Here is a 24808-nt window from a genome sequence, read left to right on the forward strand (position 1 = left end):
GCACCACCTCCGCCGCCGCCTGCTACACAGCCATCGCCGCCAGACACGCTACCGCCCACCGATCCGCTGCCCGCGCTAGCGCCTTCTGAGGCAGCAATTTCACCGCCATGACCACCATCTCCGACCGACCACTTAGAGCCGTCAAATCCTTTGGCGCGCCCGCCGTCTCCGCCTAAATTGGGCTGAGCGTCTCTCCCAACACCGAATGAGGCAGCGCCTCCTCCGCCGTTGCCGTGCATTCCCTTCCCAGGAGTGCCGCCAGGATAGTAAGAGTTTCCGTGAGCAGATCCGCCCGACCCACCCGCACGCTGGTGAAAGTCAATCGCTCGCACCGTCCCGTCGGTTGCGTCCCAAGAGTACGTTCGGCTCTCAAACACGGGAGAGCCACACAAAAGCAACGTCCCACGCAGTGTGAAATCCCCGGCGCATCCAATCTGCATCCACGGACTGGCAGCCCAAGCTTGCGTTCCAATTACTAGGGTTGCACCCGGTTGAACAAGGATGTTTCTAAAATTTGGAAAGATATTTGGCTTAACAATATACCTCATGCCCTGAGGGACGACGAGATTAGTCCTACCATTCGGCCATCCCATAACATGCGGCCCTTCTACGGTGAGAATTGGACATTCAGGTCGATAAAAGTCCCTGGAATGCTTGTGTTAATTCGCAGCCATGCTCCGGCGTGTTGAGTGAGTTCATCAAGCCAACATGTATTGGATACCCATTTATCAGTCTCGTCCGGTGGAGAGGGGACAACGGATGCTTGACCAGAGACGTCAAAACGGATGTAGGAGCGAGGGCTATTCGGGTAAAATTCATGAGTATCGCGACGCACGTCGATAACCAGAGAGAACGCGTACCGCGAACCTTGTGATTTAACCTCTTGATCGATGTTCCACGGCTCCGGATGCAGCAGATCGACACTGTGATCGGTCGTGTAGATTACACGCTCATTATCCGGTCGGCCTGGCCTTTCCTTTGAGAGTTTTACGCAAAGGCCAAGCGTTCGGGTATCATGGGCCATTGTTGCCCCTCCCTAAGAAAATCGGTCTTGTAGGCTCTAGTTCGCTATCCGCTCAATAACGCTTGGACCGGCCATATCCGTCGCCGTAGCCCCCATTGTGATTGTTGTAATTCCCGTAGGCACCGTAGTTGTTTGAGCGACTGCTGTCGGGGTTCGTCCGGTAGTGCCCGTCGGTGTACGAGCCGTTGCTGTTAAAATGCGGCTGCACATAGTGGCTCCTGCTGTTGGAACCCGTGCCATAGTTAAAGCTGCTCTGCGCGGCAGCAGCCGAGCCGAAGCCAATTGCAAGCGTGGCAGCGAAAATCAGAACTCGCATCCGTAACTCTCCCGTTAAGGTTGCGATCATCCTGCCGCAAGGGGAGGTGGAGAGTCGAGAGGGTTAGCCTAAGGGGTGAGATGATGCGCCAGCTGGCTTAATGCTAGTGACGGCACGCCCAGTCGCACTGCAATCGTTCAATGATGCACTGAATCTCACCGATGTGCAGCTTAATGGTAGGCTGGATGACGCCAAATGCGATCCGGCCGGCTATGGCAGGCGGGACCGGAGGATTTTGAGCTGCTCAGCATGACAGAATTGCTGACGTTACGCTACTTGGGCATCCAGGATAGGGTCGACTGGTAGCTCATAGGCGGGGTCGGCCGGCAAATGGCTGTAATCTGAATAGCCCTCAAATAGTGCCTGGAGCTCGTGCTCCTCAATGAAGCGGCGAATCTCTGCCGGTGAGATGTAGTCCTTCCTGAACCAGGGGAACCGCGCCGGGCTGAAAACATCGCGGATATACGTGATGCACTTGCGCACTTGCGGCTGATCCATCACTTGACGGTTGCAGACGAGCCAGACGTCGCGGGTCAATAGCCAGTCCTCAGCTACGTGCACCAAGCCTGTGGTGATCGTCTCGCTGTAGGTCGGAATCGCAGTCAGTCCCCCGCCGCGCTTCACGCCGATTAACTGGGCTGAGGCGGTGTTCGTGCCGAAGCGCACGAACTCGTCCTTCGGCCTGGTATGCTCATCCAGGCGCAAGGCGTGGCTCCAGATCTGTGCGCCGGAGATTTCCAGCACGTTGAAATTGTCGATCTCGGCCTTGCTCATGGGTTTGCCGTTCTTGCGCACATATTCCTGGCTGGCGAAGAGTACGACGTGAAGCCAACACAGCCGAACCACGACCAAATCCGGATTGCTGGGCGGGTCGAACTGAATGGAAAAGTCGACCGCGAGATTGGCGACGTCCTGCTGGGCGACTTCGCAGTTGAGATAGACAGTGATGTCCTTTTCTTTCTCAACCAGTTCGAGCAGCCGCGGCACGATCCAGAACGAGCCAAGACCTTCCGTGCAACCGATCCGAACCCCGCGTCGTTGATCCTTCGCATTTGCCACAGAGGCTGCAAGCCGGCGGGCGCCGTTGTACATGACCTCCGCCTGATCGCGCAGCGCCGCGCCTTCGATTGTCAAGACCAGGCCGTTATGAGTCCGGACAAAGAGCGCGCGCCCCAGTGTTTGTTCGAAGGCCTCAAACCGCATCCGCAGATTGTGGACGCCTCGCTCAAGGATGCGCCCGGCCTCCCGGTAGCTGCGCACTTCGGCCAGTACCAGGAATATCCGGACATCATCCCAATCCAGCGTCGCCATGGGCGCGAGCTTTGACTGTGTCATTTCTGAGTGCACCTGCGTCGTTTTCCGATGCAGCCGAGTCTCTGAATCGCTGGTAGTGTCTGAGTGTTCGTGAGAATTCCTCTCACTCAACTTGGGGGCGCGGGCCATGGGCATTCACACTGTGCCAGTTGGGAAGAAGATATCTGACCGAAAAGTCAGAAATCTTCTTGGATTGAATTCGGAGAAGTATGGCAAGGGGTTGATTTGCTATACTCCGAATGAGAAAATAATCGGTCATTTGCTTGATGGCGCGAGCTCATATATTATGAAGCTGGCTCCTATCGACGTCGTGATGAAGGTCTTTCGCTACAATCCAGAGACCATTGTTGCCTTCAATCGTGGCTCTTGGCGAGAGAATCCCGGCAATGATTCACTGGGCTTCTGGTGCCATCTGCCTCTCAACGCGGATGGTCATGACGCGCTGTTCGACGGCAGGCTCGATCGCAGCAATCCGGATCTTCGCTACATTTGCCGGCAGCACGAGCGGCCCGCGGCGATCTATCACTGGTTGGTCTACGCTCAGCCGAACATTCTCGGCGGCCTGTCGCTGGTGATGGATCGCTTTTCCTCGACGCGGCTGCGCGGGCTCCCAATGTACTGCATTGCGGCGACGCCGACGGCACACAGCCTGTTTCTCAGCTCGGGCTTCAAGCAGGGCGCGAGCTACAAGCACTGGGTCAACCCCAATATGATGACTTTGGTTCCGCCGGACCCAGCGGCGGACCGGCCGGTCTATGACAGCTACGTGCCGAGCCATCCCGATCCGAAAAAGCTCGGCGTCAAGGTCGCGCACACGGTTCACGAGCTGATGGTGGCTGCCTCTATCCGCGGTGCCGCCTATGTCGGCGAGAGGATGCTGCCGGTCTATGACGACATGGACGGCAACGACCTCTCGGCAACGCATCTGATCGGTTATGTCGGCGATGAACCGGCCGGCTGTATCCGCATCCGGTACTTCGCGGACTTCGTGAAGCTAGAGCGGCTCGCGCTGATCCCGCAACACCGCGGAGGTCTGGCCTTCAAGCTGGCCCGCGCCGCCATCGCCTTCGCGCAGATGAAGGGGTACAGCCGATTCTACGGCCAGGCCTCCTATCCCTACATCAAACTCTGGAAGCACCTCGGCTTCAGGCAGCGCTCCGAGGAAGGGCTGACGCACGTCACCGACGAGGTCTACTACGAGATCGACCTAGTGACCGATCAGCCGGCCGCGCATCTGACGCCGCACTCCGGTGGTCTCATCCTCGTACGGCGTGAAGGGCAATGGGATCGGCCCGGCGCCTACGAGACCTGGGGAGAAGGTCAATGAAGGCGGCGGACAGCGTTCTCCGGTTCGCCGACAGCTCAATTGCGGTTGATCAAGATCCGTCGCAACAAGAGGAGATCGAGGCCATCGCCACGATGGTTGCGTATCTCATCCCGCAAGCAAGGACGCTCAGCCCAGGGCTGGTCTTGCTACTCAACCTCGCTTTGCACGAGCTGTCATTGCTACGTGCACTGCAAGACGGGTCGGTGATCCGGCTTCATGCCTGAAGACGTGGCTCCGGGGGGAGCTTCGGAGCCACGCTTACAAGCTTGGCGAATCTTCCCCCGTAGACTGTTACGTCAGGTTGCGCTTCATTGCGGCTCAGGGGGATGTCGAATGACAAGAAAAGAGCCGAACCCGATCGATCGCCATGTCGGCAGCCGCGTCCGGACGCAACGCATGCTGGCAGGCGTCAGCCAAGAGAGGCTCGGCGATGCTCTAGGTGTCACCTTCCAGCAGGTCCAGAAGTACGAAAAGGGCACCAACCGGATCAGCGCCAGCCGCCTGCAGCAGATCGCCAATCTCCTGGAGGTTGAGGTGTCGGTCTTTTTCCAAGGAGCGCCGTCCACGGCTTCCCTGGTTGGTGCTGCTCAAACAAGCGCTTCGGAAGTCCTCGACTTCACGCTTACGTCCGAAGGCGTGCAGCTCAACCGAGCCTTTGTGAAGATCAAGAGCAATCACGTTCGTCGCAAGCTGGTCGATCTTGCAGAAGCTTTGGCTGCCGAAGACGACCGCGGGTGAGTATCTGACCGGAGTCGGAACAAGCCGCTACGGCATGACGTAGCTCGCGTTCGAGTGCTTGCTTCGCACGAGCGATATCGGCGCGGCTAGGTCGTCTGCAGATTCCTCTCCAATCAGGCCCCGCAGAACAATCTCGCGGCTCGGTCGAGCGGACCCTCGCATTGGTCGCGGGGCCGGAGCCATGTCTTGGCCGAACCGCTTTCAGTCTCAACTCCAAAGGCACTTCACCGGGATTCATTGCAAAAGCAGGGAGGCACCAATGACTGACGATCGAGGAAGGTCCGCCGACTTTGTTGACAAAGCGCACGAGGCGAGCTTGAGCGCAGATCGGTCGCCGCGGCCCACGACCAGGCTTGCGGCCAAGCATCAGGGCTACTTCATCGATGGGGCGGAGGCGTTCGCCGCGGCTGCTGTCGATCGTTGGCTGGACATCGCCACTGCGCCAGCCGGCCAGCGTGTTATCGTCGGGGCCAGCCACCTCAACGGTGATGCTGTGGGCAGTTATTGGTGGCAAGCCGATGATGTCATTGGTGCTGACGGGCGGCCGGTGAATCATCCGACTGCGACGCAATGGCGGCGAGGCTCCGTCTGACACAGCCAGTAACGGGCTTTCGAGGCTGCGGCCTCTCGCCCGCACACGATCGAGCCGATTAGGGCAAGCCCGCAGAGCCGTCGAACCGACGAGCGATATGAATGGCCATCTCGTCTATGCCCAGCTGAATATTCGCACGGTAAAATAGCGGTGGCGGCGCGAACTCACTATCGACGATGAATAGCCCGCTGCGATTCATCGCAGCGAAAAGCGTAAGCTTGTTGCAAAGATTGGCTTCGTCAATATCGATGAGCCCTTGAAAAATCTGCTCCTGAATGTCCGCATCGAACGAGAACGGGAGATCTAGAGCGTCGTACAGGTCAAGGAACGCTCGATACTCTCCAACGTGGCTATGCGCGTGATCGAGCGCCTGGCGACCATGCACCGACAGCCTCGCCACTGATGTGAGGACTGGTCCTGAGTTCGATGTGTGGGCCAATATCGTTCCGAGCCCTGGCAGGGCCAAGAACGCAAGATCCCAGCGCGTTAAAGGGGCGCCACTTGGATGATTGTGGTGGACGGTCAGTTGCGAGGAGTGGTCTAGCAATGCGCGGTGAAGCTTCCGGCTCAGGCCAGTATTGGAGCGAGAGCCTCTGGTGCTTTGGATTAGCTGGCCATCGCGGTTAATCGCGACGAGAAACTCGACGCCAAATTCTCGCCCGTTGGCCACGACAAAATCGCGTATCGCATCGTAGGTCAGCCTAGGCGGTGGCGGCCACGGTTTCGCTCTTGTGCAAAGGGGGGCTGGCGGACCTGCCTTAGGAGTTCCTTGGACGTTCGCCATGCAGCCCTCCCGGCGGCAAATCGGCGGCGGTTAGACGTTGCCGGGATGTTTAACGTGATAGTTGCATCTATTAATATACGTTTTCCTATAGTTGCGTAATCCTGATTATGCCGGAGAGCGTTTCGAGGGGAGCATGGAGGCCAAATCGTTCAAGGAATTCGCCTTGGAGTGCAAGGCTGCTCAGCGAGCCGTGATCCGCAAAGAGCGCGAGAGAATGGAGAAGGTGGCTCTGCTTTGGGCCGAATATGCTCAAGCGTTGTCGGAGCTTGGTTTGCATCCAATGGCCCACGACGACATCCTGAAGCGGCGGCGCGAACTTGACCGCATGGCTGCTGAAATTGACAGGCAGTTCGGCGATAATGAGACGATGCGCGCCTCCTACGAGGCGTATCTGAGACGGCTCACGCATTCATGAGCTGCATACTGCCTATGCGTTGCAACCGAAAAACATTGATGTTGCAACTTATGGGAGATCTAAGGAGATTACCCTAGTCGCGTTGGCCTGAGTGATTCGTGTTTGTAAGTATGCGAACAACTCAGATGGGGGAAGCAATCATGAATAAGGCTAACCATCGGGCATTTGCCCGAGCGGAGGCGCCTGCGAAAATCCACGATCCTGCCCTGATTGCTGCAATAAAATATCGAGTGATATACAATGATTATATGGTTCTCGCGAAAACAGAGGGGTGTTCAAGCGAGGACAAAAATCTTGAGCGAATGCATGAGAGATGGGCAGGCGCGTTGGAGAAAGCACTGGCTACCATCCCAACGACTTGGCCAGGCGTCCTTGCTCTGCTCGAAATCTGCACCGACAACGGGTCTATCGGCGAGGACATCGATGAACTCAAGGCTGGCGTAAATTCGATCTCTAACGGAGTTCGGCGCCTCCTATCGGACGAGTTCAAGGCGGCCTGATCTGCACCGCTCAGGTAAGCCTGAACCGAGGAGGCGACGGTTATCGCCTCAAGCCCCGCTGGTGTCGTTTTCCTCCCGATTGCGCATCAGCGGGGCAACCACAGAGCCATTAGGTTTCTCCAGTTTGGCAATTGAAGCATCGAGAGGATGATCGTTGATCCTCTGGATGCTGACGTCGAGTATGGGGCCACTGGAAACGCCGGGGATTGATTGCTGATTTATCCCGGTAAGGGCTGTGAAATGTCAGAATGTCGTCCCTTTCACGTGTTGATCGATATTGACCGCAGTCGATTTCATGCGCGCTTGCGCGAGATCGAGGCTTGGATCGCTGAGTGGCAGATGGATGCGGAGATTGGCTCTGTCCTTGGCGAGACTGGGCAGCTTCGGATCAGGTTCGCCGACCAACGCGCCGCCTACGCTTTCCAACGCTGCCATGGCGGCCGAACAGTGCCGGCCGATGAAATCGAGGCAGCCAAGCTGGCCGATGTCGCTGACGAGGGCCTGTACGACCGCCTCGCGCGTGAATACCCTGACTAAGGGAGGCTCGCGCCATGGCAGATATCGTCAAGATCGGATCGGGCGTGCCTCGCGTTCCGCTTCGGCGCGTCGACGATCTAGTTGGACGGATTGAGGCCCTCGTCGCCGATGCCAACGCACAGGGCTATGGAACTCTCGCATACTTCCTGGAAACTGCGTTGATTGAGGCGCGAATTCAGATGGACCGTGAGGCGGAAGAACGCCGTAGTCGCGACGTAAATCCGAGAGAGTTGTGGCTACCGAAGCGGTGAGCGCTCATGGCATCTTTGATGGCGCCCCTGTTTGTCTGCAGTTGCTAAGCTGGGGCGCTATTGTGCGGTGCGCCTCAATAAGTCCGTCCTGTATCCCAGCGACTGAGCCCGGGCGACGAGGCGTGCATATTCCCGCTCGCTAACGCGCTGTGACCGAGTGAGCAGCCAAAGGTAGCGGCCGCTCGGCTCGCCGACGATTGACCATGAATAGTCCGGCGCTCGATCGAGCACCCAATAATCCCCTTCGAACGGTCCAAAGAAGCTCACTTTCAGCTTGGTGCCGTTCGAACTCTCGACGACTTTGGCGGTCGCTTCGGCAGTGCGCAATCGGCCGGAAATCGCCCCCTCCCGGCACGAGTTTACGACAGATATCGATCCGTCAGGCTTCGCGGCGTAATCGGCAGTAACCGCTTCACAATCCTTCTGGAAGCCTGCCTCGTATCGGGCTTGCTCGTGCCATCGACCGATGTAGCGGCTCAGATCAACCGGCTTCGCAGGTTCCGGAACGCTCGCGTTTCCGCTCGGCTGGATATCGGCAGGATTGCACGCGGTCAGTGCGAGCGCGGTGCTTACGAACAGGATGCGAGCAATAGATGACATTTGCGTCTCCAGGGCGAGCCCCGGCGAAACTCCCTGTTCGAGTCTTGGTTCCGGCAAGGGCGGCGGCCAAGCCGTGGCCGCTCGCTAGCTTCTGCTGCCCAACAGTGTGCGAAGCTCGGCGACGGTGGCGTCGTCAAAGCTGAGATCGATATCGACGCCAGCGCGGGTCTTTGTTCTCAGGATCAGCGTCCCGTCGTCAGCCATCACAAAGCTGGTCTGTTCAGCCAGAACAGCGCTGACGACGTCGGCGCTGGAAGGCGAGCCGCGCATGTCGGCCGCGTGCATTGCGGCGGCTTCGAACCGTGAGAGGAAATCACCCTCGATCAGGTGTGGGATATGAAGGATGAAGCGGCGCCCGTTGCTGTCAGTCAGATCAAGGCAGCTATTCCGCCCGCCCGAAGAGGCACCATGTCCGTTCACGCGGCTCAATAGGATGCTGGCAGGCTCGGTCATGCTGATGATCCAAAGATTGGGGCCAATGCGGTTCTATTAGTCGCTTCGCGATCAAGTCGGAACGCGGAAGGCTACCAACCCCATTCGCTTAGAAGCGGGCGGATAAGGTGGATTACGAGCAGGCTCCCGACGCCAGCCTCCAAGCTTGCCCAGCGCCTGGTCGATGGATGGATGGTTACGCGCCTCGTCAGGGGAAGGATGCTTGCAGTTGTAGGCTTCTCCGGGATCTAGGAAAGATAGCTCGCGCTCTACGCTCGTGCGCTAGGCGGGATCAGCGGTCGCGCAAGGATGTTAGCACGTTCCACAGGGACGTAATCAGTGCTCGCCGCTCGTTCCGTCCGCCCGTTTCGCGAGGCGGACGCCAGCGCCGCCGCCGTTCTCAGGAATAAACTCGACCCCAGCGGCCTCCAACGCTGATCGGATCGCATCTACTGTCCGATCCTGAGCGCCAAGAACGCCGGGTTTGCCTTCGAGCCGCTTTATCGAAGGCAGAGACACCTTAGAGGCTTCGGCGACGTCCTTTTGCTCCCACCGCAGGAGTGCCCGAGCTGCCCGGAGCTGCTCACTTGTAAGTGCCATTTCAATCCCTCAGGAACTATATGATACCTGAGGTATTGACATGGCCTCAGGGTTCGATTTATACCTCAGGTATCGTAATTGATCGCCGGAGCAACGGCAATGCATGGCTCCCTCGCCGAACTCTCTGCCAGCGGCATCGCCTTCGACAAGGCCGCCATCATGCGCCGGGCCTTCCTGCACATCCGCTTCGCGCTTCAACTCTGCCGCACGGATGCCCAGCGGAACGACCAGCGGGCCCGCGGTCTGCGGAAGGCTTGGGCCGAAGCGAAGCGCGAGGCCTATGACTTGCGCCAGCGCGCCGAGCAGGAAGCCCGCATCCGCGCCGATCTCGCCGGCCGCGCTGTCGAGAGTGCCAAGGTCGCCGCCTCCTACGGGAATGATGCCGCCGCGATCCGGCAGGCCATCGCCAGCGAGAACTACCGCGACCGCGTGAACTTCGCCGCCGTCGATCGACTTCAGGCGGCCCTCAACCACATTGGAGCGTGAGCCATGAATCGTAACCTCGCGACCCTCAAGCCGCGCGAATTGCTCGCGCTCTTCGAAGCGCTGAAGACCATAAAAGACGTGACTAACGGCCTGATGAGCAGGAGCGTTTTTCAGAGAGAGGACAACGGCTTGCTAAATGCGGCTGGCGAAACCCTGGACGATGTCTCTGTCGAAGTCGGTAAGCTCTGCGATCAACTCGCCGCCCGCGCTCGCCGGCTCCCCGCTCAATCCCACGATGATCGACGCGACCGTATCGAGCTGCTGCTGCAAAGCGAGGTCACGCTAGGCGAGTGCACTCTGGAGGAGGCCGAAGAGGCATTTCGGCTTATCGACAGCGAGCGGGAGGCGGAGGCTGCGTGATGGACCTGTCATCCCTTCGCGACCGCATCGCTCTCGCCGCCAAGGACGGCTCGCCGCTCGTTTGGTCGCGCGTGACGTGGTTCGACCCGAACCCGACGCACTACCCCGAGCCGATACTAGAGGCTCAGGCTCATGACGGCGCTGACGTGCTGGCCGATATCTATCACCAGCCGCTACGCGCCAAGAGCAAGCGCTACGAGGTCCGCGTTTTCGGCCGCACCGGCTGCCTCAAGCTCAACCGCGCCGCGCCTGAGCGGGCTTTCGCGACCATGGAGCGCGAAGCCGCTCGCGAATGGAAGCGCCGCCGACAACCGCTAACCGCCTAACCCTCAACGCCTCCCAACATCGCTGGAGAAGACCAATGCTGAACGCCACCGTTCGGGCAGTTGCCACTGGCTTGCCCGCGGCCATCTTCAATCGTCGCCGCATGCTGCTGGGTTTGGCGGCTGCATCAACCGCCGCCGCGACCGCTAGTGCCGCTGTTGGCCCCACGCCCACAGCGACCGAAAACCCCGAGCTGCTTCGGCTGGCGGAGGAAATGCCGGCTCTCGTGGATCGGTATCACGCCGCGTGGAAGCATCAGCGTGATACCAAAGCTAAATGGTCCCCGCTCTGGCCATCCGCCCCCGACGAAATCACCCAGCCCGGCAGCAATCGCGCCTTGAGCGGATGGGAAGAAACCTTTGAAGGCGCGGCGCACACGCGTCCGAACGAGGAGCACCCGCGCCAGCTCATCCCCTCCTATTCTTTCCGCTGGGGAGTGCTCCGCGCGCAGCGGGCATTGAAGAGCAAGAAGCTCTTGAAGCTCGGGACGTTGGAGGGCCGAACCCGCGAACAGTGGGAGGCCGCGATGTCGGAGGACCGGCGCTGCCTCGAACTGGCCGAAGCCTACGAGGCCGAAACCAAGCGCATCCGCAGGGCCTCTGGGTACGAAGCATCATGGAAGGCCCATCATGCGGCAACGGACGCGCTGGCTGATCACGTCGCCCGCATCATGGCCGAGCCCGACCACACCATGGAAGGCCTGATTATCAAGGCCGAAGCCTTGGAGGCTTGGAACAGTGTCGAGCGATGGCAGCGGGCCTTCAAGCCCGCGTCGGCGGACTGGCACGGAAAAATCGCGGCGTCGATCCTTCGTCACTCCAAATCTGCGGCTTGAACACGCTGCCGCCCCCTGACTCGTCCCTTTCTAGAGGAGTGCTCTTGCATGTCCGCATTCAATCGTCGCGCCGCGATCAAAGGCGTTCTCACTTCCGTTGCTGTCACTGTCCCGGCCCTGCCGCCCGGCGGCGCTCTCGCGCCAGCCGCCGCTTCGATCCTGAAAGCTGCGCCCTATGTGCCCGCCTCGGATGATGCCGAGCTGCTAGGTCTCAGCGCTCGCTTCCATCAGATTTGCGCCGAGCAGGAGGCTCTATGGGTGCGCTGCTGCGCCATGGTGGACGCTTCATCTCCGGAGGCCGAAGCCTTGGACAAGGAAGCTGCCGGGATGTACGACGCATGGGCCGGCACGTCCGACGCCTGCTATACAATGACGCCAACGACGCCTGCCGGTGCAGCCGCGCTCCTTGGCGTCATTCTGGAGCGCGATGCGGACTTCATCGACGATGAGCCGAAACAGGCGCTCCGCAATCTGCATACCGCGCTCGCCGCGATGGTGCTGGCATGAGCCCGATTCGCATCAACCGCAGCCGCGGCAAGGGCAAACCGGCGCGCTCCTTTGCCGTGAAGCCGGTCACCTTGCCGACGTTCTCGTTCTACGGCCATCTGCCCGTCGTCTTCGCTGACGGGGAACTGGTCATCGGCAGGCGCGTCATTCCGCTGGAGATCCGGCGATGAGGGCTCTGCCACAAGCCGAAGTCGTGAGCATGAAGGCCGCTATCACGCTTCGCAATCGCAAAGACCCTGGCCTTGCTGCCGGCGTTTCGCGCGCAATGGCCTATCTCGATCGCTGCGGCGCGACCTTCGAAGCAGTGCCCGGCTATCCGACTTGGTTTGCCGCTCGCTGGGAAGACCCGGAGAGCTTCGACAAGCCGCGCCGCTGGGCGTGCTGTACCGAGGAGTGGGACCGAGAATTCCCCTATGCGCTCGCCTTCAAGGCGCGCGTCGAAAGGGGAGCGCGGTCATGAGCCTCGCGGTCGAGAACCTTTTCCCGCTCTTCGCTCAACCTCACGAAGCCGAAGAGCTGACACCGGCCGAAGCTCGCGACGTGCTCATGATCTTGGGGCAGGTTGCGGAACGGCTCTCGCGCTCCAGTAACAGCGCGGCCGGCCTGCGGCGCCGGCTCGATGCGATAGCCGGCGGCATCGTCGCCTTCATGGATCAGCTCGACGGCGATTGCGAAGATGAGGGGGCGCAGTGCGAGGACGAGGGCGCACAGTGCGACGACGAAGGCGAGCGCGATGATAACGGCATCGCCGATTCAGACGGCCAAGCCGAGCAATGGGGCGGCCAGCATCGCTATGGCGGGTGTGTGGCATGAAGCTCCGCGACATTACCGACGCCATCGGCGGCGACGACAAGCCGACGCTGCGGCGAGCCTTCCGGGCGCTCGTATCGAGCGCTCGCGAGGAAGAGGTTGAGGCGTCGTCGCCCGGAATGCTGGTTGTTGCGCTCAACCGGACTTGCCAGGCGCTGACCTCGGATACTGCCGCGATGCAGCCGGATACATGTGAGGCGCTAGCCCTTCCTCGTGGGGCGTCCTATGCTCAGGGCGCTGTCGCCGTGAAGCAACATTGGCAAGCAATCTCGCTCCGTATCGTGGACGGCGCGTAGGGTGCGGACGATGGCTAGAAGCGGGCGGGACGCCGCGGAAAATGTTGGCCTATTTGTTGGCCTTCGTTCCAATGATGCAAATAATTGCAACGATAATTCAACGCGATACGAAGAATATTCGATCCCGGCCAGGGGCACCATTTTCGACGGCATCTTGCCGGCTGCTCGATGCGCCAGGCCCATCGCCCTAAAATCGCCTCTCGCCCCGGCTCTGTCTTGCGGCCCCGAATCGATCCTTACGGACAGCCGAGGAGACTTGAGCATGAGGGCAGTCGCCATCGCCGTCGCAACCAGCGTTCTCGGGGCCGTTCCGGCGTTCGCCGACGAGCTTCCGCAGCGCAAGCCGGGCCTCTGGGAGAGCAAGTCGGCGAGCGCCGAGGGAGAGACGAGTGCCAAGCAATGTGTCGGTCCCGGCACCGACCGCGCCATGGTCGGCGGCATGGCTGGTGCCGCCTGCTCGAAAATGGAGGTGACGAAGACCGCGACCGGCTATGCCGTCGCGACCGAGTGCGCGATCGGCCAGATCAAGGCGGTCGGCAGCAGCGTCGTCACCGGCGATTTCCAGACGAGCGTGCGCACCGAAGGCACTACCAAGCTCACAGGCATGCCCGGCCAGGCCGGGACGGTCGAACGAAAGCTCGTGGTCGAGGCCAAGCGCGTCGGCGATTGCGGCCCGGGCCAGAAGCCTGGCGACATCATCATGCCCGATGGCAAGGTGATCTCGATGCCGGGGGCGGCTGGCGCGAAGCCCTGATCCCCGCCGCGAGCGAACGCTGCGGGTTCGCAAACGGCCGATGAGAAAAAAATCGGCCGGCATGTCACATCCGGCTGGTCCGGTTCGTCCTGAGGAAGAGCGCTGCAGCGGCCATGCCGTCCTGTGAGGCGCGCTTCACCGGGCGAGGACGGACATGGCAACGGACATTTTTCTGGCAGGCGCGGAGAGCGCTGCGATCGCCGGGCGGCTGCTCCTGGGCGGGGCCTTCGCTTTCGCCGGCTTGCGCAATATCGTCAACAGGAGCTTGCTGGCGAGCCTGATCGGCGCCCGCAGCGTGCCGCTGCCGGCCGTCACCCTGTGGCTCGGCATCGCCTTGCAGATCATCGCCGGCGTGATGATCATCGGCGGCATCCAGGTTTCGCTGGCGGCGCTGATGCTGCTCGCTTTCCTCGTGGCGGCGACGCCGATGTTCAACAACTTCTGGGATCACCAGGGCCTGGAGCGGGCCAACCGCATCAATGGTTTCGTCGCCAATATCGCGATCGCCGGCGGCATCCTCGGCCTGATCGGCCAGGGATGAGTTGATCAGCCGGGCTCGCCGGCGATCACGCCCTTGCGGAACAGGAAGCAGCCATAGGGGCGGGGATCTCCGACCTGCACCACCGCGAAGGCTTGCTTCGCCGCCTCGTAGAAGGCGAAGCGCTCGATGCCGGCGAGCGACTCTGAGCGGCAGAGCGCCTGATCGAGTTCGGCCTGGACCTGACGCTGCACCTCCGGAATGGTAGCAGCGTCGCCGACCACCAGCATGCGCCGTGCCGGCTGCGGCTCGAAATCGTCGATCGGCAGCACCGAGAGGATGGCGCGCGCTGCCCGCGCCATGGTCAGGCCCGGCAGGCGGATCAGCCGGCCGCTGGTGGTCGCGCGGGCGATCTTTTCGGCCGGGTGGTTGGCGTCGACCAAGGCGAGATCGTCGCCATGCCCCATCGCCGCGAGCACCCAGAGCAGGTCGGCTGAGAGGACCGGGTCGATATTCCTGAGCATGTCACTGACGTCCGCGCTGCGAGAGGTAGAGTTTTCGAGCATTGCCGCCGAAGACGGCGGAGAGCTGCGTCTCGGTGAGGCCGGAGAGGAGCGCTTCTGCTGCCTCGAACCATTGAGGATAGGAGGCACGCAGCGTCACCACCGGCCAGTCGCTGCCGAAGATCAGCCGCTCCGGGCCGAAGGTCGTGAGGAGATGCGCAACGACCGGCCGGAGCGTCTCCAGCGTCCAGTCCGGGCCGGCCTCGGTGACGAGCCCGGAGAGCTTGCAGGTCAGGCCAGGGTGCTCCGCGAGTGCGCTGATGCCGTCGCGCCAGGCGGTCAGGTCGCCGCTGACGAGGTCGGGCTTAGCGCCGTGGTCGATGACGCAGGTCAGAGCTTGGTGCCGCCCCAGCACGGTGAGCATCGCGGGGATGTGGCGCGGCTTCAGCAGCGCGTCGAAGACGAGGCCGTTTGCGATCATCGCCTCGAAGGCCGGCGCCAGAGTCGGGAGCGCTAGCCAGTTGTCGTCCCCGATGTCCTGGACCATGGGTCGTAGGCCGACGAGGAGCGGATCGCGAGCCAAAGCGGCAATACGCTCCTCCACGTCCGGCGCGTCAAAATCGGTCCAGCCGACGACGCCGGCGACGAAGGGCGCATTCGCCGCGATATCGAGAAGGTAACTGGTCTCAGCCTCGGTCGGGGCCGCCTGGACCAGGATGGTGCTGGTGATGCCATGTTCGGCGAGGAGCGGGGCGAGGTCGGCGGGACCGAAATCGCGATGGATGACGCCCAGCGCCGGCGTCAGCCAGCCATAGTCGCCGCGGGCGAGGCTCCAGAAGTGCTGATGGGCATCGATGCGCATGAGATCAGACCGGAACCGGGACATCGGCGCCCAGCAGGCCCTCGGTTTTCAGCTCTGTCCAGAGGGCGGCTGGAACCGGGGCGGATAGTTCCGCGACCTGATCGGCGACCTCTTCCGGCTTGACCGCGCCCATGACCAAGCTCGCGACAGCAGGATGGCCGAGTGGGAACTGCAGGGCGGCACGGCGCAGCGGCACGCCATGGCGGGTACAAACTGCCTCGATCGCTGCGACGCGGACGAGGATCGCGGGTGGCGCCGGCTGATAGTTGTACTTGGCGCCGGCGACCGGGCCGGTGGCGAGGATGCCGGAATTGAAGACGCCGCCCAGCATCAGGCCGATGCCCTTCTGCTGCGCCAGCGGCATGAAGGAGGCAAGCCCCGGCTGCTCCAGCAGGGAATAGCGCCCGGCGAGCAGCATCGTGTCGAAATCGCCGGCGCGGGCGAAGCGCTCGCACATCTCGGCCTCGTTGACGCCGACACCGATCGCCTGGACTGCGCCGGCGGCGCGCAGCTCGTCTAGGGCGCGATAGGCGCCGTCCATCGCTTCGGCGAAACGGCTCTCGATCGCGTCCTTGCCATGGGTCCAGACATCGACGTCATGGATCAGCACGACATCGATACGGTCGACGCCGAGGCGCAGCGCCGACTGCTCCAGCGAGCGCATGGTGCCGTCATAGGAATAGTCGAAGCGCAGGCCATGCGGCAGGCCGCCGAGATAGCCGGAGCCATTGCCGCGGCCTGCGAAGGGCTCGGCGACGCGCCCGACCTTGGTCGAGATCACCACGTCCTTTCGGCCGGAGCGCCGCAGCGCCGCGCCGATCCGGTGCTCGGAGAGGCCATGGCCGTAAAGCGGTGAGGTGTCGACCAGGTTGATGCCCGATGCGAGCGCCGTCTCGACCGTCGCGACGGCACTCGCCTCGTCGATATGAGCATAGAGATCGCCCAGCGGCGCGCCGCCGAAGCCGAGCGTCGTGACCTTGAGGTCGGAGCGACCGAGAGGGCGAACGGGAAGCGTGGGAGTGGTCATCAGAGGCCCGGTGCTCGGTCGTGTTGCATCACTATGTGCACGTCAACATGTTAGCTTGCAACCGCCTTCGTTCCGGATTAGCGTGCGCACCATTCCGGCGGGCGAGGGCCATGCTGAGCCAGCCTGCCGGAACAGGATCAAGACGGCCCGCCAAGACGGCCTGCAACGGCCGCGTGTTCAGTCCAGGGGAGGACATCCATGACCGAGATCTTGAAGCCGACGCGGCGTGGCCTGCTGCGCGGAGCTGCCGCGCTCGGCGCGACCGGCGCCATCGCCTCGCCGCTGGTGCTGCGCGAGGCGCACGCCCAGCCCGCCTTCAACTGGAAGCGCTTCTCCGGCCAGTCGATCGATGTGCTGCTCGTCAAGAACCCACGCTCCGACCTGTTCCAGGCCGCCGAGAAGGAGTTCACCGAGCTCACCGGCATCAAGGTCTCCTCCGAGCAGGTGCCGGAGCAGCAGCAGCGCCAGAAGGCGGTGATCGAGTTCGCCTCGGGCAAGCCGAGCTTCGACGTCAGCGCGATCTCGCTGCATGTGCAGAAGCGCATGGCGGCCAAGGGCAAGTGGTTCGCCGACCTGTCGCCGATGATCAAGGATGCCTCGCTGACCTCGCCCGATTTCAACTTCGAGGATTTCGGCGCCGGCGCGGTGGCCTATGCCCGCCAGGCCGACGGGGCGCTCGATACGCTGCCCTATTTCGTCGATTACTGGATGGTCTACTACAACAAGGAGCTCTTCGACGCGAAGGGCGTCGCCTACCCGAAGAGCATGGACGAGATGGCGGTCGCCGCCGCCAAGCTGCACGACCCCGCCAAGGGCGTTGCCGGCTTCGTCTCGCGCGGCCTGAAGAACGCCAACGTCCCGGTCTGGGCCTGCCTGCTGCTCGGCCAGGGCGTCGAGACCACCTCGGCCGATGGCAAGCTGCTGACCGACACGCCCGAGGCGATCTGGGCCGGCGAGCTCTACAAGAAGCTCAACAAGGATACCGGTCCGGTCGGACAGGTCGGCTTCAACTGGAACGAATGCCAGACCACCTTCATGCAGGGCCGCGCCGCGATGTGGCTCGACGGCATCGGCTTCGCGACCCCGCTGGAAGACCCCAGCAAGTCGCGCATCGTCGGCAAGGTCGGCTATGGCGTCACCCCGCCGGGGCCGAAGGCGCATCATGCCGGCATGTTCGGCGATGGCATCGGTATTTCGCGCGGCTCCGCCAAGAAGGAGGCGGCCTGGCTCTACATCCAGTTCATCACCAACAAGGCACAGCAACTCGCCATGCTGAAGGCCGGCGCCGGCGCCCCGGCTCGCTCCTCGGCTTATTCCGACACGGCGACGATCGAGGCCTCGAAATTCGGCAAGCAGTATTTCGACTGCCTGCTGCAATCGGCCAAGATCGCCCGTGCCGCGCTGCCGCAGATCGTCCCGGTCACAGAGTTCCGTGACGTCTTCGGGGTGGCGCTGACCAATGCGATCGGCGGCGCCGATGTCGCGGCCGAGCTGAAGAAGGCGACGGAGGCCTTCGCGCCGGTGCTGGCCAAGAGCGAGCAGGGCTGAGGGCAGTTCGACTGGCCGCGGGATGCGTCATGGTCGGGCTTGTCCCGACCATCCACGCCTTCCTGCGGGCAGGCTTGAGTTCAAGACGTGGATGCTCGCCACAAGGGCGAGCATGACGGTGTGAGTTTCCAGAGCAAGTAATGACCAGCACCACCTTGCCAGCCAGTAGCCTTACGAGCCCGACGCCAGCTCCTGCGGCGGATTCGCAGGATTTCACGCCGCGCTACTGGCTGTTTTCCCTGCCGGCGGTGCTGATCATCGCCAGCGTGATCGTCTTCCCCTGGCTGTTCACGCTCTACATGTCGACGCAGGACTGGAAGATCGGCGGCGGCCAGGAATTCGTCGGCCTGCAGAACTTCGTCGAACTCGCCCGCGATCCGCGCTTCATCGAGTCGATGGGGCACACCTTCTATTACACGGTGCTCGCGGTAGTGCTGCCGATCCTGTTCGGTACCGCCGCGGCGCTGGTCTTCCATCGCGAATTCCCCTTCCGGGGCCTGCTGCGCACTATCTTTGTGATGCCGATGATGGCGACGCCGGTTGCGGTCGCGCTGGTCTGGACGATGATGTTCCATCCCCAGCTCGGCGTGCTGAACTACCTGCTCTCGCTGGTCGGCATCGGCCCGCAGGCCTGGGTCTATTCGCCGAACACGGTGATCCCGACTCTGATCCTGGTCGAGGTCTGGCACTGGACGCCGCTGGTCATGCTGATCGTGCTCGGCGGCCTCGCTGGCCTGCCGCGAGAACCCTATGAATCCGCGCTGATCGACGGCGCGAATGCCTGGCACATGTTCCGGCACATCACGCTGCCGCTGGTCTGGCCGTTCATCATGGTCGCGATCGTGATCCGCACCATCGATGCGCTGAAGGCCTTCGATACGATCTTCGTGATCACCCAGGGCGGTCCGGGGACGGCGTCGGAGACGCTCAACATCTTCCTCTATCTGCAGGCCTTCCAGTTCTACAAGATCGGCTATGCCTCGGCGGTCGTGGTGATCTTCTTCGTGATCATCATCATGCTGTCGCTGCTGCTGCTCTATGCGCGCCAGAAGTCGAAGTGGAACGCGTGATGAAGCGGCTCCTCTCCAAACTCGGCTTCTACGCCTCGGTCTTCGTGCTGGTCTCGCCGGCGGTGCTGGTCTTCCTCTGGATGATCTCGCTCTCGTTCAAGAACGAGCTCGACAACACCGCCTTCCCGCCGGTGTTCATCCCGAACCCGCCGACCTTCGCGAACTATCTCGACGTGTTCGAGAAGAACAATTTCGCGCTCTACCTCTGGAATTCGATCCTGGTGACGGGCGGGGCTGTGCTGGTCGGTCTTGGCGTCGGCGTGCCCGCCGGCTACGGCATCGCCCGCGGCAAGGCCCACAAGTTCGCGATCCTGATCCTGGTCGCGCGCATGACGCCGGCGCTGTCCTATCTGATCCCGCTTTTCCTGCTGTTCCAGATCACCGGCCTCGTCGGCACGGTGACGGCGCTGGTGATCACCCATCTCGTCATCACCATCCCGATCATCGTCTGGATCATGATCGGGTATTTCGAGAATGTGCCGATGGAGCTGGAGGACGCCGCCCGCATCGATGGCGCCACGACCTGGCAGGCTTTCCGCCATGTCGCGCTGCCGCTGGCCCGGCCCGGCATCGTCGTCGGCGGCATCCTCGCCTTCATCTTCTCCTGGAACAATTTCATCTTTTCGGTGGTGCTCGGCGGCAAGGCGAGCCGGACGCTGCCGTCCGCCGTCTACAACTCGCTGACCTTCGAGCAGATCTCCTGGGGCCCGCTCGCGGCCGCGGCGCTGCTCGTCACGCTTCCCGTCCTGCTGCTGACCGTCCTCGCCCAACGCGAGATCGTCGCTGGCCTCTCCGCCGGAGGGCTGAAGGATGGCTGACATCGCTGGCGCTGATCTTGCTGCGCACCTGACCCTGCCTACGCCTCACTCGGACATTTCACGGAAAGACACTTCGCAATGGCTCTGAATCCCAACCGCTTCGGCCTCTCCTGCGCCATCACCACGCCGATGCGGGAAGGCGGCGCTGTCGACCTGCCGCGGCTCGTCCATCACGCCAAGCATGTGCTTAGCCATGGCTGCGACAGCGTCACGCTGTTCGGCACCACGGGTGAAGGGGCGGCGCTCGGCGCCCCGGCCCGCACGGCGATGCTCGGCGCGCTCATCGGGGCCGGCATCGACCCTGCCAAGCAGATCTATGCCGGCGTTGCCGCCGCCTCGCTGCACGAAGCGGTCGACCAGGCGCAGACGGCGCTGAATGTCGGAGCGAAGGGCCTGCTGGTCGCGCCGCCCTTCTACTTCAAGGGCGTCGGCGACGAGGGACTTTATACCTGGTTCTCGCAGTTCTTCGAGAAGCTCGGGGCCTCCGCCCGCAACACCATCCTCTACCACATCCCCTCGGTCACCGCGGTCGACATCTCGGTCGGGCTGGTCGAGCGGCTGAAGAACGCCTTTCCGGGCGTCGTCACCGGCGTCAAGGATTCCTCCTGCGATTATCCGACGACCGAGGCCTTCCTGAAGGCACATGGCGAGCTCGCCATCCTGGTCGGCGACGAGCGCCTGCTCGGCCGGGCCGTTCGGGCTGGTGCGCAGGGCTCGATCTGCGGCGCCGCCAACCTCGTCCCGCATCTGCTGCGCCCGGTCGTCTACGAGGGCGCCGAGGATGCGACGGTGAACGCGCTGGTCGACGAGATCTGCTCCTATCCGGTCCTGCCGGCGGTCAAGGCGCTGGTCGGCCATCTCCATGGCGATGCCGGCTATGGCGCGATGCGGGCGCCGCTGGTCGCGCTCGACGAAGGCCAGCGCAAGGCATTGTTCGCCGCCTTCGACCGGATCACCCGCGCTAAGGCGGCCTGAGGAGGGTGCGATGAGCCAGTCCGAGCCGGACCGCGACGGCGAGCCGCTGAAGCTCAGGGAGCGGGCCTATGCCAGCTTCACCGAGCGGCTGCTCGCCCGCGAGATCCGGCCGGGCCAGTTCGTCACCCAGCGCGAACTCGTCGCCATGACGGGCTTCCCGCTTGGCGCTATCCGCGAATTGATCCCGCGGCTGGAGGCGGAGGGGCTGATCAAGACCGTGCCGCAGCGCGGCATGCAGGTCGCCCATGTCGACCTCAACCTGATCCGCAACGCCTTCCAGTTTCGCCTCTTCCTCGAGAAGGAGGCGACGGCGGCCTATACGCAGACCGCGACCGACGAGGAGATCGCCGAGCAGCGCCAGCGGCACGAGGCGATCATCCGGCGCGCGGAAGCGGGCGGCGACGAGACCCTGATCGAGGACGCGGAGAACGTCGACCGGTTGATGCATGAGATGATCATCGACCATCTCGACAACGACATCGTCAGCCAGGCCTTCCGCGTCACCTGGCTGAAAATCAGGTTGATCCGGCAATACGAGACGCGGATCCAGAACCACATCCTGATCCCGGTGATGCAGGACCATCTCAAGATCATCGCCGCGATCGAATCGCGCAATCCCGAGGCGGCTGCGGCCGAGATGAGCACGCATATCAACAACGCCCGGACGAGGGCGATGAGCTACTGACGAGCGATCAGGCGCCGATCAGGAAAGGCGCTGGAAGCGAGCCGGAAAACCGGCCGTGCAGGGAGGAGAACGACGATGACGAAGCTGACGAAACGCGCCTTTCTCGCGGGTTCTGCCGCCGCCGGCGGCATGATCGCTATGCCGACCGTGCTGCGTGCGCAGGCGACCGTGCTGCGCTGGGGCGAGATGCTGCCGACCACGCACCCGCAAGTGCAGATGGTCGACCGGATCGCCAAGGAGGTGAAGGAGAAGACCTCCGGCCGCGTCGACATCCAGTCCTTCCCCGCCGGCCAGCTCGGCTCCGGCAAGGACATGATGGAATCGGTCGCCTCGGGCGCGCTGACCATGACGACGGACGGCGCCGCGGCGCTCGGCTCCTTCCTGCCGCAGCTCTCGGTGGTCGAGGCGCCCTATCTCTGGCGCGATCCTGCCCACATGGCCAAGGTCGCCAAGGCGCCGGTCTTCGCCCAGATGAACGATGAGCTCGCCAAGAAGCGCGGCATGCGCATGGCGGCGGTGACCTATTACGGCAAGCGCCACCTGACCACCGGCTCGAAGGCGGTGAAGAGCGCTGCCGACTGCGCCGGCCTCAAGCTGCGCGTGCCGCCGGTCGACACCTTCCGCGCCATGGTCGAGGCCTGGGGTGCCAAGGCAACGCCGGTCAACTTCAACGAGCTTTATCTCGCTCTGAGCCAGGGCGCGGTCGATGGCCAGGAGAACCCGCTGCCGACCATCCACAGCGCCAAGCTGCAGGAGGTGCAAAAGCACCTGATCCTGACCGGCCACATCATTACGCCGCGGCTGGTCATCGTGAACCAGGACTTCTGGAAGGGGCTCAAGGACGCCGACCGGACGATCCTGGAGACAGCGATCGCCAACGGGGTCGCCTGGCAGGATGCGGAACTCGCCAGCCAGGAGGGCAGCCTCGTCGCGACGCTGAAGAGCGCCGGCATGACCGTCACGGAGCCGGACCTGGAGAGCTTCAGCAAGCCGGTGCTCGCCACGCTGCCGAAGCAGTTCGAGAGCAAATGGGGCAAGGGCACCTGGGACGCGCTCGCGGCGCTTTGAGGCGCACATCAATGGCCGCAATGGGCGCGGGGAACCCTTCTCCCGGATGGGAGAAGGGCAGGGATGAGGGCCAGCCCCTTCCGCAGAAGGCGCAACGGCGCCGTAGCACCCCAGCAAACAGCGGCGGTCCCTCACCCCTGCCCCTCTCCCATCCGGGAGAGGGGTTCCCCGCGCCTCAAGACGGACGCTCATGAAATCCCTCGTTGCTCTCTCCGATCGCCTGGTCCGTGCCGCCGCCGTCGGCCTGCTGCTGGCCTTGCTGGTCGCAGTTCTCCTCGGCGTCGCCTCGCGTCAGCTCAACGCTCCGCTCGCCTGGACCGATGAGCTCGCGCAATACCTGCTCGTCTGGACCGGCTTCGTCGGCTGGATCATCGCGGCGCGGCGGCGCTCGCATATCCGCATCACCGTCTTCGCCGACCTGCTGCCGAAGCCCGTGGGGCGGCTGCTTGAGATCGTGACGCAGGCCGCGATCATCCTCTTCGCCGCGATCCTGATCCGCTATTCCTTCGGGCTGATCGAGCGGACCTGGGACGTCGAATCGATCGCGCTGCCGGTGTCGAGCGCGGCGCTCTACGTGGTGATGCCGCTGGCCGGCCTCGCCCTCATCCTGCAGGCTCTGGCCGAGATCGGCGACGTGCTCGCCGGCCGCAAGATCGAAACCGCCGAGCCGGGGACGCAGCCGCTATGAGCACCCTGATGCTGCAGATCCTGCCGGTCTGGTTCATCGCTCTGCTGATGGGCGTGCCGCTCTTCGTCTCGATGGGGCTGGCGGCGATCGCCTTTGCCTTCTTCGGCGGATTCCCGCTCGGGATCGTGCCGCAGAAGATCGCGCAATCGGCCAATTCCTTCCCGCTGCTGGCGGCGCCGCTGTTCATCCTGATGGGCAACATCATGAATTCGGCGGGGATCACCGACCGGATCTTCGCCTTCGCCACGGCCTGCGTCGGCTGGCTGCGCGGGGGGCTCTGCCACGCCAACATCCTGGCCAGCGTGATCTTCGCGGGCATGTCGGGTTCGGCGGTGGCCGATGCCGGCGGCGTCGGCACGCTCGAGATCAAGGCGATGCAGGACGAGGGTTACGATCCGGAGACGGCGGCCGCGATCACCGCCGCATCCGCGACGATCGGGCCGATCATCCCGCCCTCGCTGCCGATGGTCATCTACGGCGTTTCCGCCGACGTCTCGATCGGCGGGCTCTTCCTCGCCGGTGTCATCCCCGGCCTCTTGATGGCGGGCGCGCTGATGGCGATGGTGGTCTATGTCGCGGGAAAGCGCGACCTGCCGCGCCATCCCTTCCCCGGCATGGCGCAGCTCTGGGTTGCCTACAAGGAGGCACATTGGGCGCTGATGACGCCGGTCATCCTGTTCGGCGGGATGATGCTGGGCATCTTTACCCCGACGGAGGCGGCTGCGGTTGCAACCGCCTATGCGATCGTGCTCGGCCTCTTCGTCTACAGGAGTTTCTCGCTGAACGATCTGCCGGAGCTGGTGGTGCAGACCGTCGAGACCACCGGTGTCGTATTGGCGCTGGTGATGACGGCGGCGGCGCTCGGCTGGTGCCTGTCGATCTCGCGAATCCCGCAGACGGTCGGGCCGATGCTGGTCGATCTCGCCGGCAACCCGCTGATCTTCCTCCTGATCGTCAATCTGCTGCTGCTCTTCGTCGGCTGTTTCATGGAAGCGCTGGCGGCGATGCTGATCCTGATCCCGATCCTGACGCCGGCGGCGGCGCAGTTCGGCATCGACCCGATCCAGTTCGGCCTGATCTTCGTGCTCAACCTGATGATCGGCACGATCACGCCGCCGGTCGGCGTGGTGCTGTTCGTGACGTCGAAGATCGCCAAGATCTCGTTCGAGGCGATGTCGCGGGCGATCGTGCCTTGGCTGCTGCCGCTGCTTGCCGTGCTCGCCGCGATCACGCTGTGGCCGCCGCTGACAACCTGGCTGCCGAACCTCGTGCTCGGTAAGTAAG

General features: G+C 63.0%; 37 protein-coding genes. 27 read left to right on the top strand and 10 right to left on the bottom strand.

Annotation, left to right across the window (positions count from 1 at the left end; translation table 11 throughout):
- Positions 1-607: 607 nt before the first annotated feature.
- The 3 genes from VGV58_RS03660 to VGV58_RS03670 form a co-directional block, all read right to left on the bottom strand.
- Entirely contained in the window at positions 608-1024 is a 417-nt protein-coding gene (locus tag VGV58_RS03660) for a hypothetical protein (protein WP_326872618.1), read from the bottom strand.
- Positions 1025-1076: 52 nt separating this feature from the next.
- A complete protein-coding gene (locus VGV58_RS03665) occupies positions 1077-1340 on the bottom strand; it encodes a hypothetical protein (RefSeq protein WP_326872619.1) in 264 nt (87 codons plus the stop codon).
- A 267-nt stretch (positions 1341-1607) separates the two neighbouring features.
- Positions 1608-2651 (bottom strand): LysR family transcriptional regulator, encoded by a 1044-nt coding sequence (locus VGV58_RS03670; RefSeq protein WP_326872620.1) that lies wholly within the window; start codon positions 2649-2651, stop codon positions 1608-1610.
- 289 nt (positions 2652-2940) lie between these two features.
- Here VGV58_RS03670 and VGV58_RS03675 point away from each other — a divergent pair, with 289 nt between their 5' ends.
- The 4 genes from VGV58_RS03675 to VGV58_RS03690 all read left to right on the top strand — a co-directional run bounded on the left by VGV58_RS03675 (position 2941) and on the right by VGV58_RS03690 (position 5311).
- Positions 2941-3981, top strand: coding sequence for a GNAT family N-acetyltransferase (locus tag VGV58_RS03675; protein WP_326872621.1), 1041 nt, complete (start codon positions 2941-2943; stop codon positions 3979-3981).
- Positions 3978-4205 (top strand): hypothetical protein, encoded by a 228-nt coding sequence (locus tag VGV58_RS03680; protein WP_326872622.1) that lies wholly within the window; start codon positions 3978-3980, stop codon positions 4203-4205. The genes VGV58_RS03675 and VGV58_RS03680 overlap by 4 nt, the downstream gene beginning before the upstream one ends.
- 109 nt (positions 4206-4314) lie before the next feature.
- Positions 4315-4719: a helix-turn-helix domain-containing protein gene (locus VGV58_RS03685; protein ID WP_326872623.1), complete on the top strand. Its 405-nt coding sequence runs from the start codon at positions 4315-4317 to the stop codon at positions 4717-4719.
- Positions 4720-4978: 259 nt separating this feature from the next.
- Positions 4979-5311: a hypothetical protein gene (locus VGV58_RS03690; protein WP_326872624.1), complete on the top strand. Its 333-nt coding sequence runs from the start codon at positions 4979-4981 to the stop codon at positions 5309-5311.
- A 58-nt stretch (positions 5312-5369) separates the two neighbouring features.
- On the opposite strand, the gene VGV58_RS03695 is transcribed toward VGV58_RS03690, so the two are convergent.
- The gene (locus VGV58_RS03695) at positions 5370-6095 is read right to left on the bottom strand and encodes a hypothetical protein (RefSeq protein WP_326872625.1); all 726 of its coding nucleotides are present in this window, start codon (positions 6093-6095) and stop codon (positions 5370-5372) included.
- Positions 6096-6228: 133 nt separating this feature from the next.
- Here VGV58_RS03695 and VGV58_RS03700 point away from each other — a divergent pair, with 133 nt between their 5' ends.
- From VGV58_RS03700 to VGV58_RS03715, 4 genes are all read left to right on the top strand, one after another.
- Entirely contained in the window at positions 6229-6510 is a 282-nt protein-coding gene (locus VGV58_RS03700) for a hypothetical protein (protein ID WP_326872626.1), read from the top strand.
- A gap of 140 nt (positions 6511-6650) precedes the next feature.
- Complete coding sequence (locus VGV58_RS03705; RefSeq protein WP_326872627.1) at positions 6651-7010, top strand: hypothetical protein; 360 nt, start codon at positions 6651-6653, stop codon at positions 7008-7010.
- A 210-nt stretch (positions 7011-7220) separates the two neighbouring features.
- Positions 7221-7547: a hypothetical protein gene (locus VGV58_RS03710; RefSeq protein ID WP_326872628.1), complete on the top strand. Its 327-nt coding sequence runs from the start codon at positions 7221-7223 to the stop codon at positions 7545-7547.
- Between the two features lie 14 nt (positions 7548-7561).
- Complete coding sequence (locus VGV58_RS03715) at positions 7562-7798, top strand: hypothetical protein (protein ID WP_326872629.1); 237 nt, start codon at positions 7562-7564, stop codon at positions 7796-7798.
- A 57-nt stretch (positions 7799-7855) separates the two neighbouring features.
- Here VGV58_RS03715 and VGV58_RS03720 read toward each other — a convergent pair whose 3' ends face one another.
- The 3 genes from VGV58_RS03720 to VGV58_RS28835 form a co-directional block, all read right to left on the bottom strand.
- On the bottom strand, positions 7856-8398 hold the full coding sequence (locus VGV58_RS03720) for a lipocalin family protein (RefSeq protein ID WP_326872630.1): 543 nt from the start codon (positions 8396-8398) through the stop codon (positions 7856-7858).
- Positions 8399-8482: 84 nt separating this feature from the next.
- Entirely contained in the window at positions 8483-8851 is a 369-nt protein-coding gene (locus tag VGV58_RS03725) for a hypothetical protein (RefSeq protein WP_326872631.1), read from the bottom strand.
- Between the two features lie 315 nt (positions 8852-9166).
- On the bottom strand, positions 9167-9430 hold the full coding sequence (locus VGV58_RS28835) for a helix-turn-helix domain-containing protein (protein ID WP_414643859.1): 264 nt from the start codon (positions 9428-9430) through the stop codon (positions 9167-9169).
- Positions 9431-9529: 99 nt separating this feature from the next.
- On the opposite strand from VGV58_RS28835, the gene VGV58_RS03730 reads away from it, so the two are divergent.
- The 11 genes from VGV58_RS03730 (at position 9530) to VGV58_RS03780 (ending at position 14343) form a co-directional block, all read left to right on the top strand.
- Complete coding sequence (locus VGV58_RS03730) at positions 9530-9916, top strand: hypothetical protein (RefSeq protein ID WP_326872632.1); 387 nt, start codon at positions 9530-9532, stop codon at positions 9914-9916.
- Between the two features lie 3 nt (positions 9917-9919).
- Positions 9920-10276 (top strand): hypothetical protein, encoded by a 357-nt coding sequence (locus VGV58_RS03735; RefSeq protein WP_326872633.1) that lies wholly within the window; start codon positions 9920-9922, stop codon positions 10274-10276.
- On the top strand, positions 10276-10602 hold the full coding sequence (locus VGV58_RS03740) for a hypothetical protein (RefSeq protein ID WP_326872634.1): 327 nt from the start codon (positions 10276-10278) through the stop codon (positions 10600-10602). Before VGV58_RS03735 ends, VGV58_RS03740 begins: the two co-directional genes overlap by 1 nt.
- A 35-nt stretch (positions 10603-10637) precedes the next feature.
- Positions 10638-11435, top strand: coding sequence for a hypothetical protein (locus tag VGV58_RS03745; protein WP_326872635.1), 798 nt, complete (start codon positions 10638-10640; stop codon positions 11433-11435).
- 48 nt (positions 11436-11483) lie between these two features.
- Positions 11484-11942 (top strand): hypothetical protein, encoded by a 459-nt coding sequence (locus VGV58_RS03750; RefSeq protein ID WP_326872636.1) that lies wholly within the window; start codon positions 11484-11486, stop codon positions 11940-11942.
- Positions 11939-12112 (top strand): hypothetical protein, encoded by a 174-nt coding sequence (locus VGV58_RS03755; protein WP_326872637.1) that lies wholly within the window; start codon positions 11939-11941, stop codon positions 12110-12112. Before VGV58_RS03750 ends, VGV58_RS03755 begins: the two co-directional genes overlap by 4 nt.
- Entirely contained in the window at positions 12109-12402 is a 294-nt protein-coding gene (locus VGV58_RS03760) for a hypothetical protein (RefSeq protein WP_326872638.1), read from the top strand. The genes VGV58_RS03755 and VGV58_RS03760 overlap by 4 nt, the downstream gene beginning before the upstream one ends.
- Positions 12399-12755, top strand: a complete 357-nt coding sequence (locus VGV58_RS03765; protein ID WP_326872639.1) for a hypothetical protein — start codon at positions 12399-12401, stop codon at positions 12753-12755. Before VGV58_RS03760 ends, VGV58_RS03765 begins: the two co-directional genes overlap by 4 nt.
- Positions 12752-13048 (top strand): hypothetical protein, encoded by a 297-nt coding sequence (locus VGV58_RS03770; protein WP_326872640.1) that lies wholly within the window; start codon positions 12752-12754, stop codon positions 13046-13048. The genes VGV58_RS03765 and VGV58_RS03770 overlap by 4 nt, the downstream gene beginning before the upstream one ends.
- Positions 13049-13310: 262 nt before the next feature.
- Entirely contained in the window at positions 13311-13802 is a 492-nt protein-coding gene (locus VGV58_RS03775) for a DUF3617 domain-containing protein (protein ID WP_326872641.1), read from the top strand.
- 154 nt (positions 13803-13956) lie between these two features.
- Entirely contained in the window at positions 13957-14343 is a 387-nt protein-coding gene (locus VGV58_RS03780) for a DoxX family membrane protein (protein WP_326872642.1), read from the top strand.
- Between the two features lie 5 nt (positions 14344-14348).
- On the opposite strand, the gene VGV58_RS03785 is transcribed toward VGV58_RS03780, so the two are convergent.
- From VGV58_RS03785 to VGV58_RS03795, 3 genes are read right to left on the bottom strand one after another with little or no spacing between them, the layout of a single operon-like run.
- Positions 14349-14804 carry an RbsD/FucU family protein gene (locus VGV58_RS03785; RefSeq protein ID WP_326872643.1) on the bottom strand — a complete coding sequence of 152 codons (456 nt, stop codon included), beginning with the start codon at positions 14802-14804 and terminating at the stop codon, positions 14349-14351.
- Position 14805: 1 nt separating this feature from the next.
- Positions 14806-15645: an amidohydrolase family protein gene (locus VGV58_RS03790; protein ID WP_326872644.1), complete on the bottom strand. Its 840-nt coding sequence runs from the start codon at positions 15643-15645 to the stop codon at positions 14806-14808.
- Positions 15646-15649: 4 nt separating this feature from the next.
- Positions 15650-16672, bottom strand: coding sequence for an aldo/keto reductase (locus VGV58_RS03795; RefSeq protein WP_326872645.1), 1023 nt, complete (start codon positions 16670-16672; stop codon positions 15650-15652).
- 198 nt (positions 16673-16870) lie between these two features.
- On the opposite strand from VGV58_RS03795, the gene VGV58_RS03800 reads away from it, so the two are divergent.
- The 8 genes from VGV58_RS03800 (at position 16871) to VGV58_RS03835 (ending at position 24807) form a co-directional block, all read left to right on the top strand.
- On the top strand, positions 16871-18220 hold the full coding sequence (locus tag VGV58_RS03800; protein WP_326872646.1) for an ABC transporter substrate-binding protein: 1350 nt from the start codon (positions 16871-16873) through the stop codon (positions 18218-18220).
- A gap of 140 nt (positions 18221-18360) precedes the next feature.
- Positions 18361-19290, top strand: a complete 930-nt coding sequence (locus VGV58_RS03805; protein ID WP_326872647.1) for a carbohydrate ABC transporter permease — start codon at positions 18361-18363, stop codon at positions 19288-19290.
- Entirely contained in the window at positions 19290-20108 is an 819-nt protein-coding gene (locus VGV58_RS03810) for a carbohydrate ABC transporter permease (RefSeq protein ID WP_326872648.1), read from the top strand. The genes VGV58_RS03805 and VGV58_RS03810 overlap by 1 nt, the downstream gene beginning before the upstream one ends.
- Before the next feature lie 78 nt (positions 20109-20186).
- A complete protein-coding gene (locus VGV58_RS03815; protein ID WP_326872649.1) occupies positions 20187-21083 on the top strand; it encodes a dihydrodipicolinate synthase family protein in 897 nt (298 codons plus the stop codon).
- A 10-nt stretch (positions 21084-21093) separates the two neighbouring features.
- A complete protein-coding gene (locus VGV58_RS03820) occupies positions 21094-21768 on the top strand; it encodes a GntR family transcriptional regulator (protein WP_326872650.1) in 675 nt (224 codons plus the stop codon).
- Between the two features lie 75 nt (positions 21769-21843).
- Positions 21844-22836 carry a sialic acid TRAP transporter substrate-binding protein SiaP gene (locus VGV58_RS03825; RefSeq protein WP_326872651.1) on the top strand — a complete coding sequence of 331 codons (993 nt, stop codon included), beginning with the start codon at positions 21844-21846 and terminating at the stop codon, positions 22834-22836.
- A 190-nt stretch (positions 22837-23026) separates the two neighbouring features.
- Positions 23027-23524 (top strand): TRAP transporter small permease, encoded by a 498-nt coding sequence (locus VGV58_RS03830; protein ID WP_326872652.1) that lies wholly within the window; start codon positions 23027-23029, stop codon positions 23522-23524.
- Complete coding sequence (locus tag VGV58_RS03835) at positions 23521-24807, top strand: TRAP transporter large permease (protein ID WP_326872653.1); 1287 nt, start codon at positions 23521-23523, stop codon at positions 24805-24807. The genes VGV58_RS03830 and VGV58_RS03835 overlap by 4 nt, the downstream gene beginning before the upstream one ends.
- Position 24808: the final 1 nt, after the last annotated feature.

Origin of the sequence: Allobosea sp., from assembly GCF_035944895.1 — a bacterium.
Taxonomy (GTDB): Bacteria; Pseudomonadota; Alphaproteobacteria; order Rhizobiales; family Beijerinckiaceae; genus Allobosea.

Coding starts and splice junctions, on each gene's coding strand:
- VGV58_RS03720 (WP_326872630.1), bottom strand. CDS start 8,398: ATGTCATCTATTGCTCGCATCCTGTTCGTAAGCACCGCGCTCGCACTG.
- VGV58_RS03685 (WP_326872623.1), top strand. CDS start 4,315: ATGACAAGAAAAGAGCCGAACCCGATCGATCGCCATGTCGGCAGCCGC.
- VGV58_RS03775 (WP_326872641.1), top strand. CDS start 13,311: ATGAGGGCAGTCGCCATCGCCGTCGCAACCAGCGTTCTCGGGGCCGTT.
- VGV58_RS03825 (WP_326872651.1), top strand. CDS start 21,844: ATGACGAAGCTGACGAAACGCGCCTTTCTCGCGGGTTCTGCCGCCGCC.
- VGV58_RS03790 (WP_326872644.1), bottom strand. CDS start 15,645: ATGCGCATCGATGCCCATCAGCACTTCTGGAGCCTCGCCCGCGGCGAC.
- VGV58_RS03680 (WP_326872622.1), top strand. CDS start 3,978: ATGAAGGCGGCGGACAGCGTTCTCCGGTTCGCCGACAGCTCAATTGCG.
- VGV58_RS03660 (WP_326872618.1), bottom strand. CDS start 1,024: ATGGCCCATGATACCCGAACGCTTGGCCTTTGCGTAAAACTCTCAAAG.
- VGV58_RS03675 (WP_326872621.1), top strand. CDS start 2,941: ATGAAGCTGGCTCCTATCGACGTCGTGATGAAGGTCTTTCGCTACAAT.
- VGV58_RS03820 (WP_326872650.1), top strand. CDS start 21,094: ATGAGCCAGTCCGAGCCGGACCGCGACGGCGAGCCGCTGAAGCTCAGG.
- VGV58_RS03695 (WP_326872625.1), bottom strand. CDS start 6,095: ATGGCGAACGTCCAAGGAACTCCTAAGGCAGGTCCGCCAGCCCCCCTT.
- VGV58_RS03755 (WP_326872637.1), top strand. CDS start 11,939: ATGAGCCCGATTCGCATCAACCGCAGCCGCGGCAAGGGCAAACCGGCG.
- VGV58_RS03785 (WP_326872643.1), bottom strand. CDS start 14,804: ATGCTCAGGAATATCGACCCGGTCCTCTCAGCCGACCTGCTCTGGGTG.
- VGV58_RS03700 (WP_326872626.1), top strand. CDS start 6,229: ATGGAGGCCAAATCGTTCAAGGAATTCGCCTTGGAGTGCAAGGCTGCT.
- VGV58_RS03805 (WP_326872647.1), top strand. CDS start 18,361: ATGACCAGCACCACCTTGCCAGCCAGTAGCCTTACGAGCCCGACGCCA.
- VGV58_RS03735 (WP_326872633.1), top strand. CDS start 9,920: ATGAATCGTAACCTCGCGACCCTCAAGCCGCGCGAATTGCTCGCGCTC.
- VGV58_RS03670 (WP_326872620.1), bottom strand. CDS start 2,651: ATGGCGACGCTGGATTGGGATGATGTCCGGATATTCCTGGTACTGGCC.
- VGV58_RS03705 (WP_326872627.1), top strand. CDS start 6,651: ATGAATAAGGCTAACCATCGGGCATTTGCCCGAGCGGAGGCGCCTGCG.
- VGV58_RS03760 (WP_326872638.1), top strand. CDS start 12,109: ATGAGGGCTCTGCCACAAGCCGAAGTCGTGAGCATGAAGGCCGCTATC.
- VGV58_RS03730 (WP_326872632.1), top strand. CDS start 9,530: ATGCATGGCTCCCTCGCCGAACTCTCTGCCAGCGGCATCGCCTTCGAC.
- VGV58_RS03725 (WP_326872631.1), bottom strand. CDS start 8,851: ATGACCGAGCCTGCCAGCATCCTATTGAGCCGCGTGAACGGACATGGT.
- VGV58_RS03715 (WP_326872629.1), top strand. CDS start 7,562: ATGGCAGATATCGTCAAGATCGGATCGGGCGTGCCTCGCGTTCCGCTT.
- VGV58_RS03800 (WP_326872646.1), top strand. CDS start 16,871: ATGACCGAGATCTTGAAGCCGACGCGGCGTGGCCTGCTGCGCGGAGCT.
- VGV58_RS03745 (WP_326872635.1), top strand. CDS start 10,638: ATGCTGAACGCCACCGTTCGGGCAGTTGCCACTGGCTTGCCCGCGGCC.
- VGV58_RS03770 (WP_326872640.1), top strand. CDS start 12,752: ATGAAGCTCCGCGACATTACCGACGCCATCGGCGGCGACGACAAGCCG.
- VGV58_RS03795 (WP_326872645.1), bottom strand. CDS start 16,672: ATGACCACTCCCACGCTTCCCGTTCGCCCTCTCGGTCGCTCCGACCTC.
- VGV58_RS03830 (WP_326872652.1), top strand. CDS start 23,027: ATGAAATCCCTCGTTGCTCTCTCCGATCGCCTGGTCCGTGCCGCCGCC.
- VGV58_RS03765 (WP_326872639.1), top strand. CDS start 12,399: ATGAGCCTCGCGGTCGAGAACCTTTTCCCGCTCTTCGCTCAACCTCAC.
- VGV58_RS03690 (WP_326872624.1), top strand. CDS start 4,979: ATGACTGACGATCGAGGAAGGTCCGCCGACTTTGTTGACAAAGCGCAC.
- VGV58_RS03780 (WP_326872642.1), top strand. CDS start 13,957: ATGGCAACGGACATTTTTCTGGCAGGCGCGGAGAGCGCTGCGATCGCC.
- VGV58_RS03815 (WP_326872649.1), top strand. CDS start 20,187: ATGGCTCTGAATCCCAACCGCTTCGGCCTCTCCTGCGCCATCACCACG.
- VGV58_RS28835 (WP_414643859.1), bottom strand. CDS start 9,430: ATGGCACTTACAAGTGAGCAGCTCCGGGCAGCTCGGGCACTCCTGCGG.
- VGV58_RS03835 (WP_326872653.1), top strand. CDS start 23,521: ATGAGCACCCTGATGCTGCAGATCCTGCCGGTCTGGTTCATCGCTCTG.
- VGV58_RS03740 (WP_326872634.1), top strand. CDS start 10,276: ATGGACCTGTCATCCCTTCGCGACCGCATCGCTCTCGCCGCCAAGGAC.
- VGV58_RS03665 (WP_326872619.1), bottom strand. CDS start 1,340: ATGCGAGTTCTGATTTTCGCTGCCACGCTTGCAATTGGCTTCGGCTCG.
- VGV58_RS03750 (WP_326872636.1), top strand. CDS start 11,484: ATGTCCGCATTCAATCGTCGCGCCGCGATCAAAGGCGTTCTCACTTCC.
- VGV58_RS03810 (WP_326872648.1), top strand. CDS start 19,290: ATGAAGCGGCTCCTCTCCAAACTCGGCTTCTACGCCTCGGTCTTCGTG.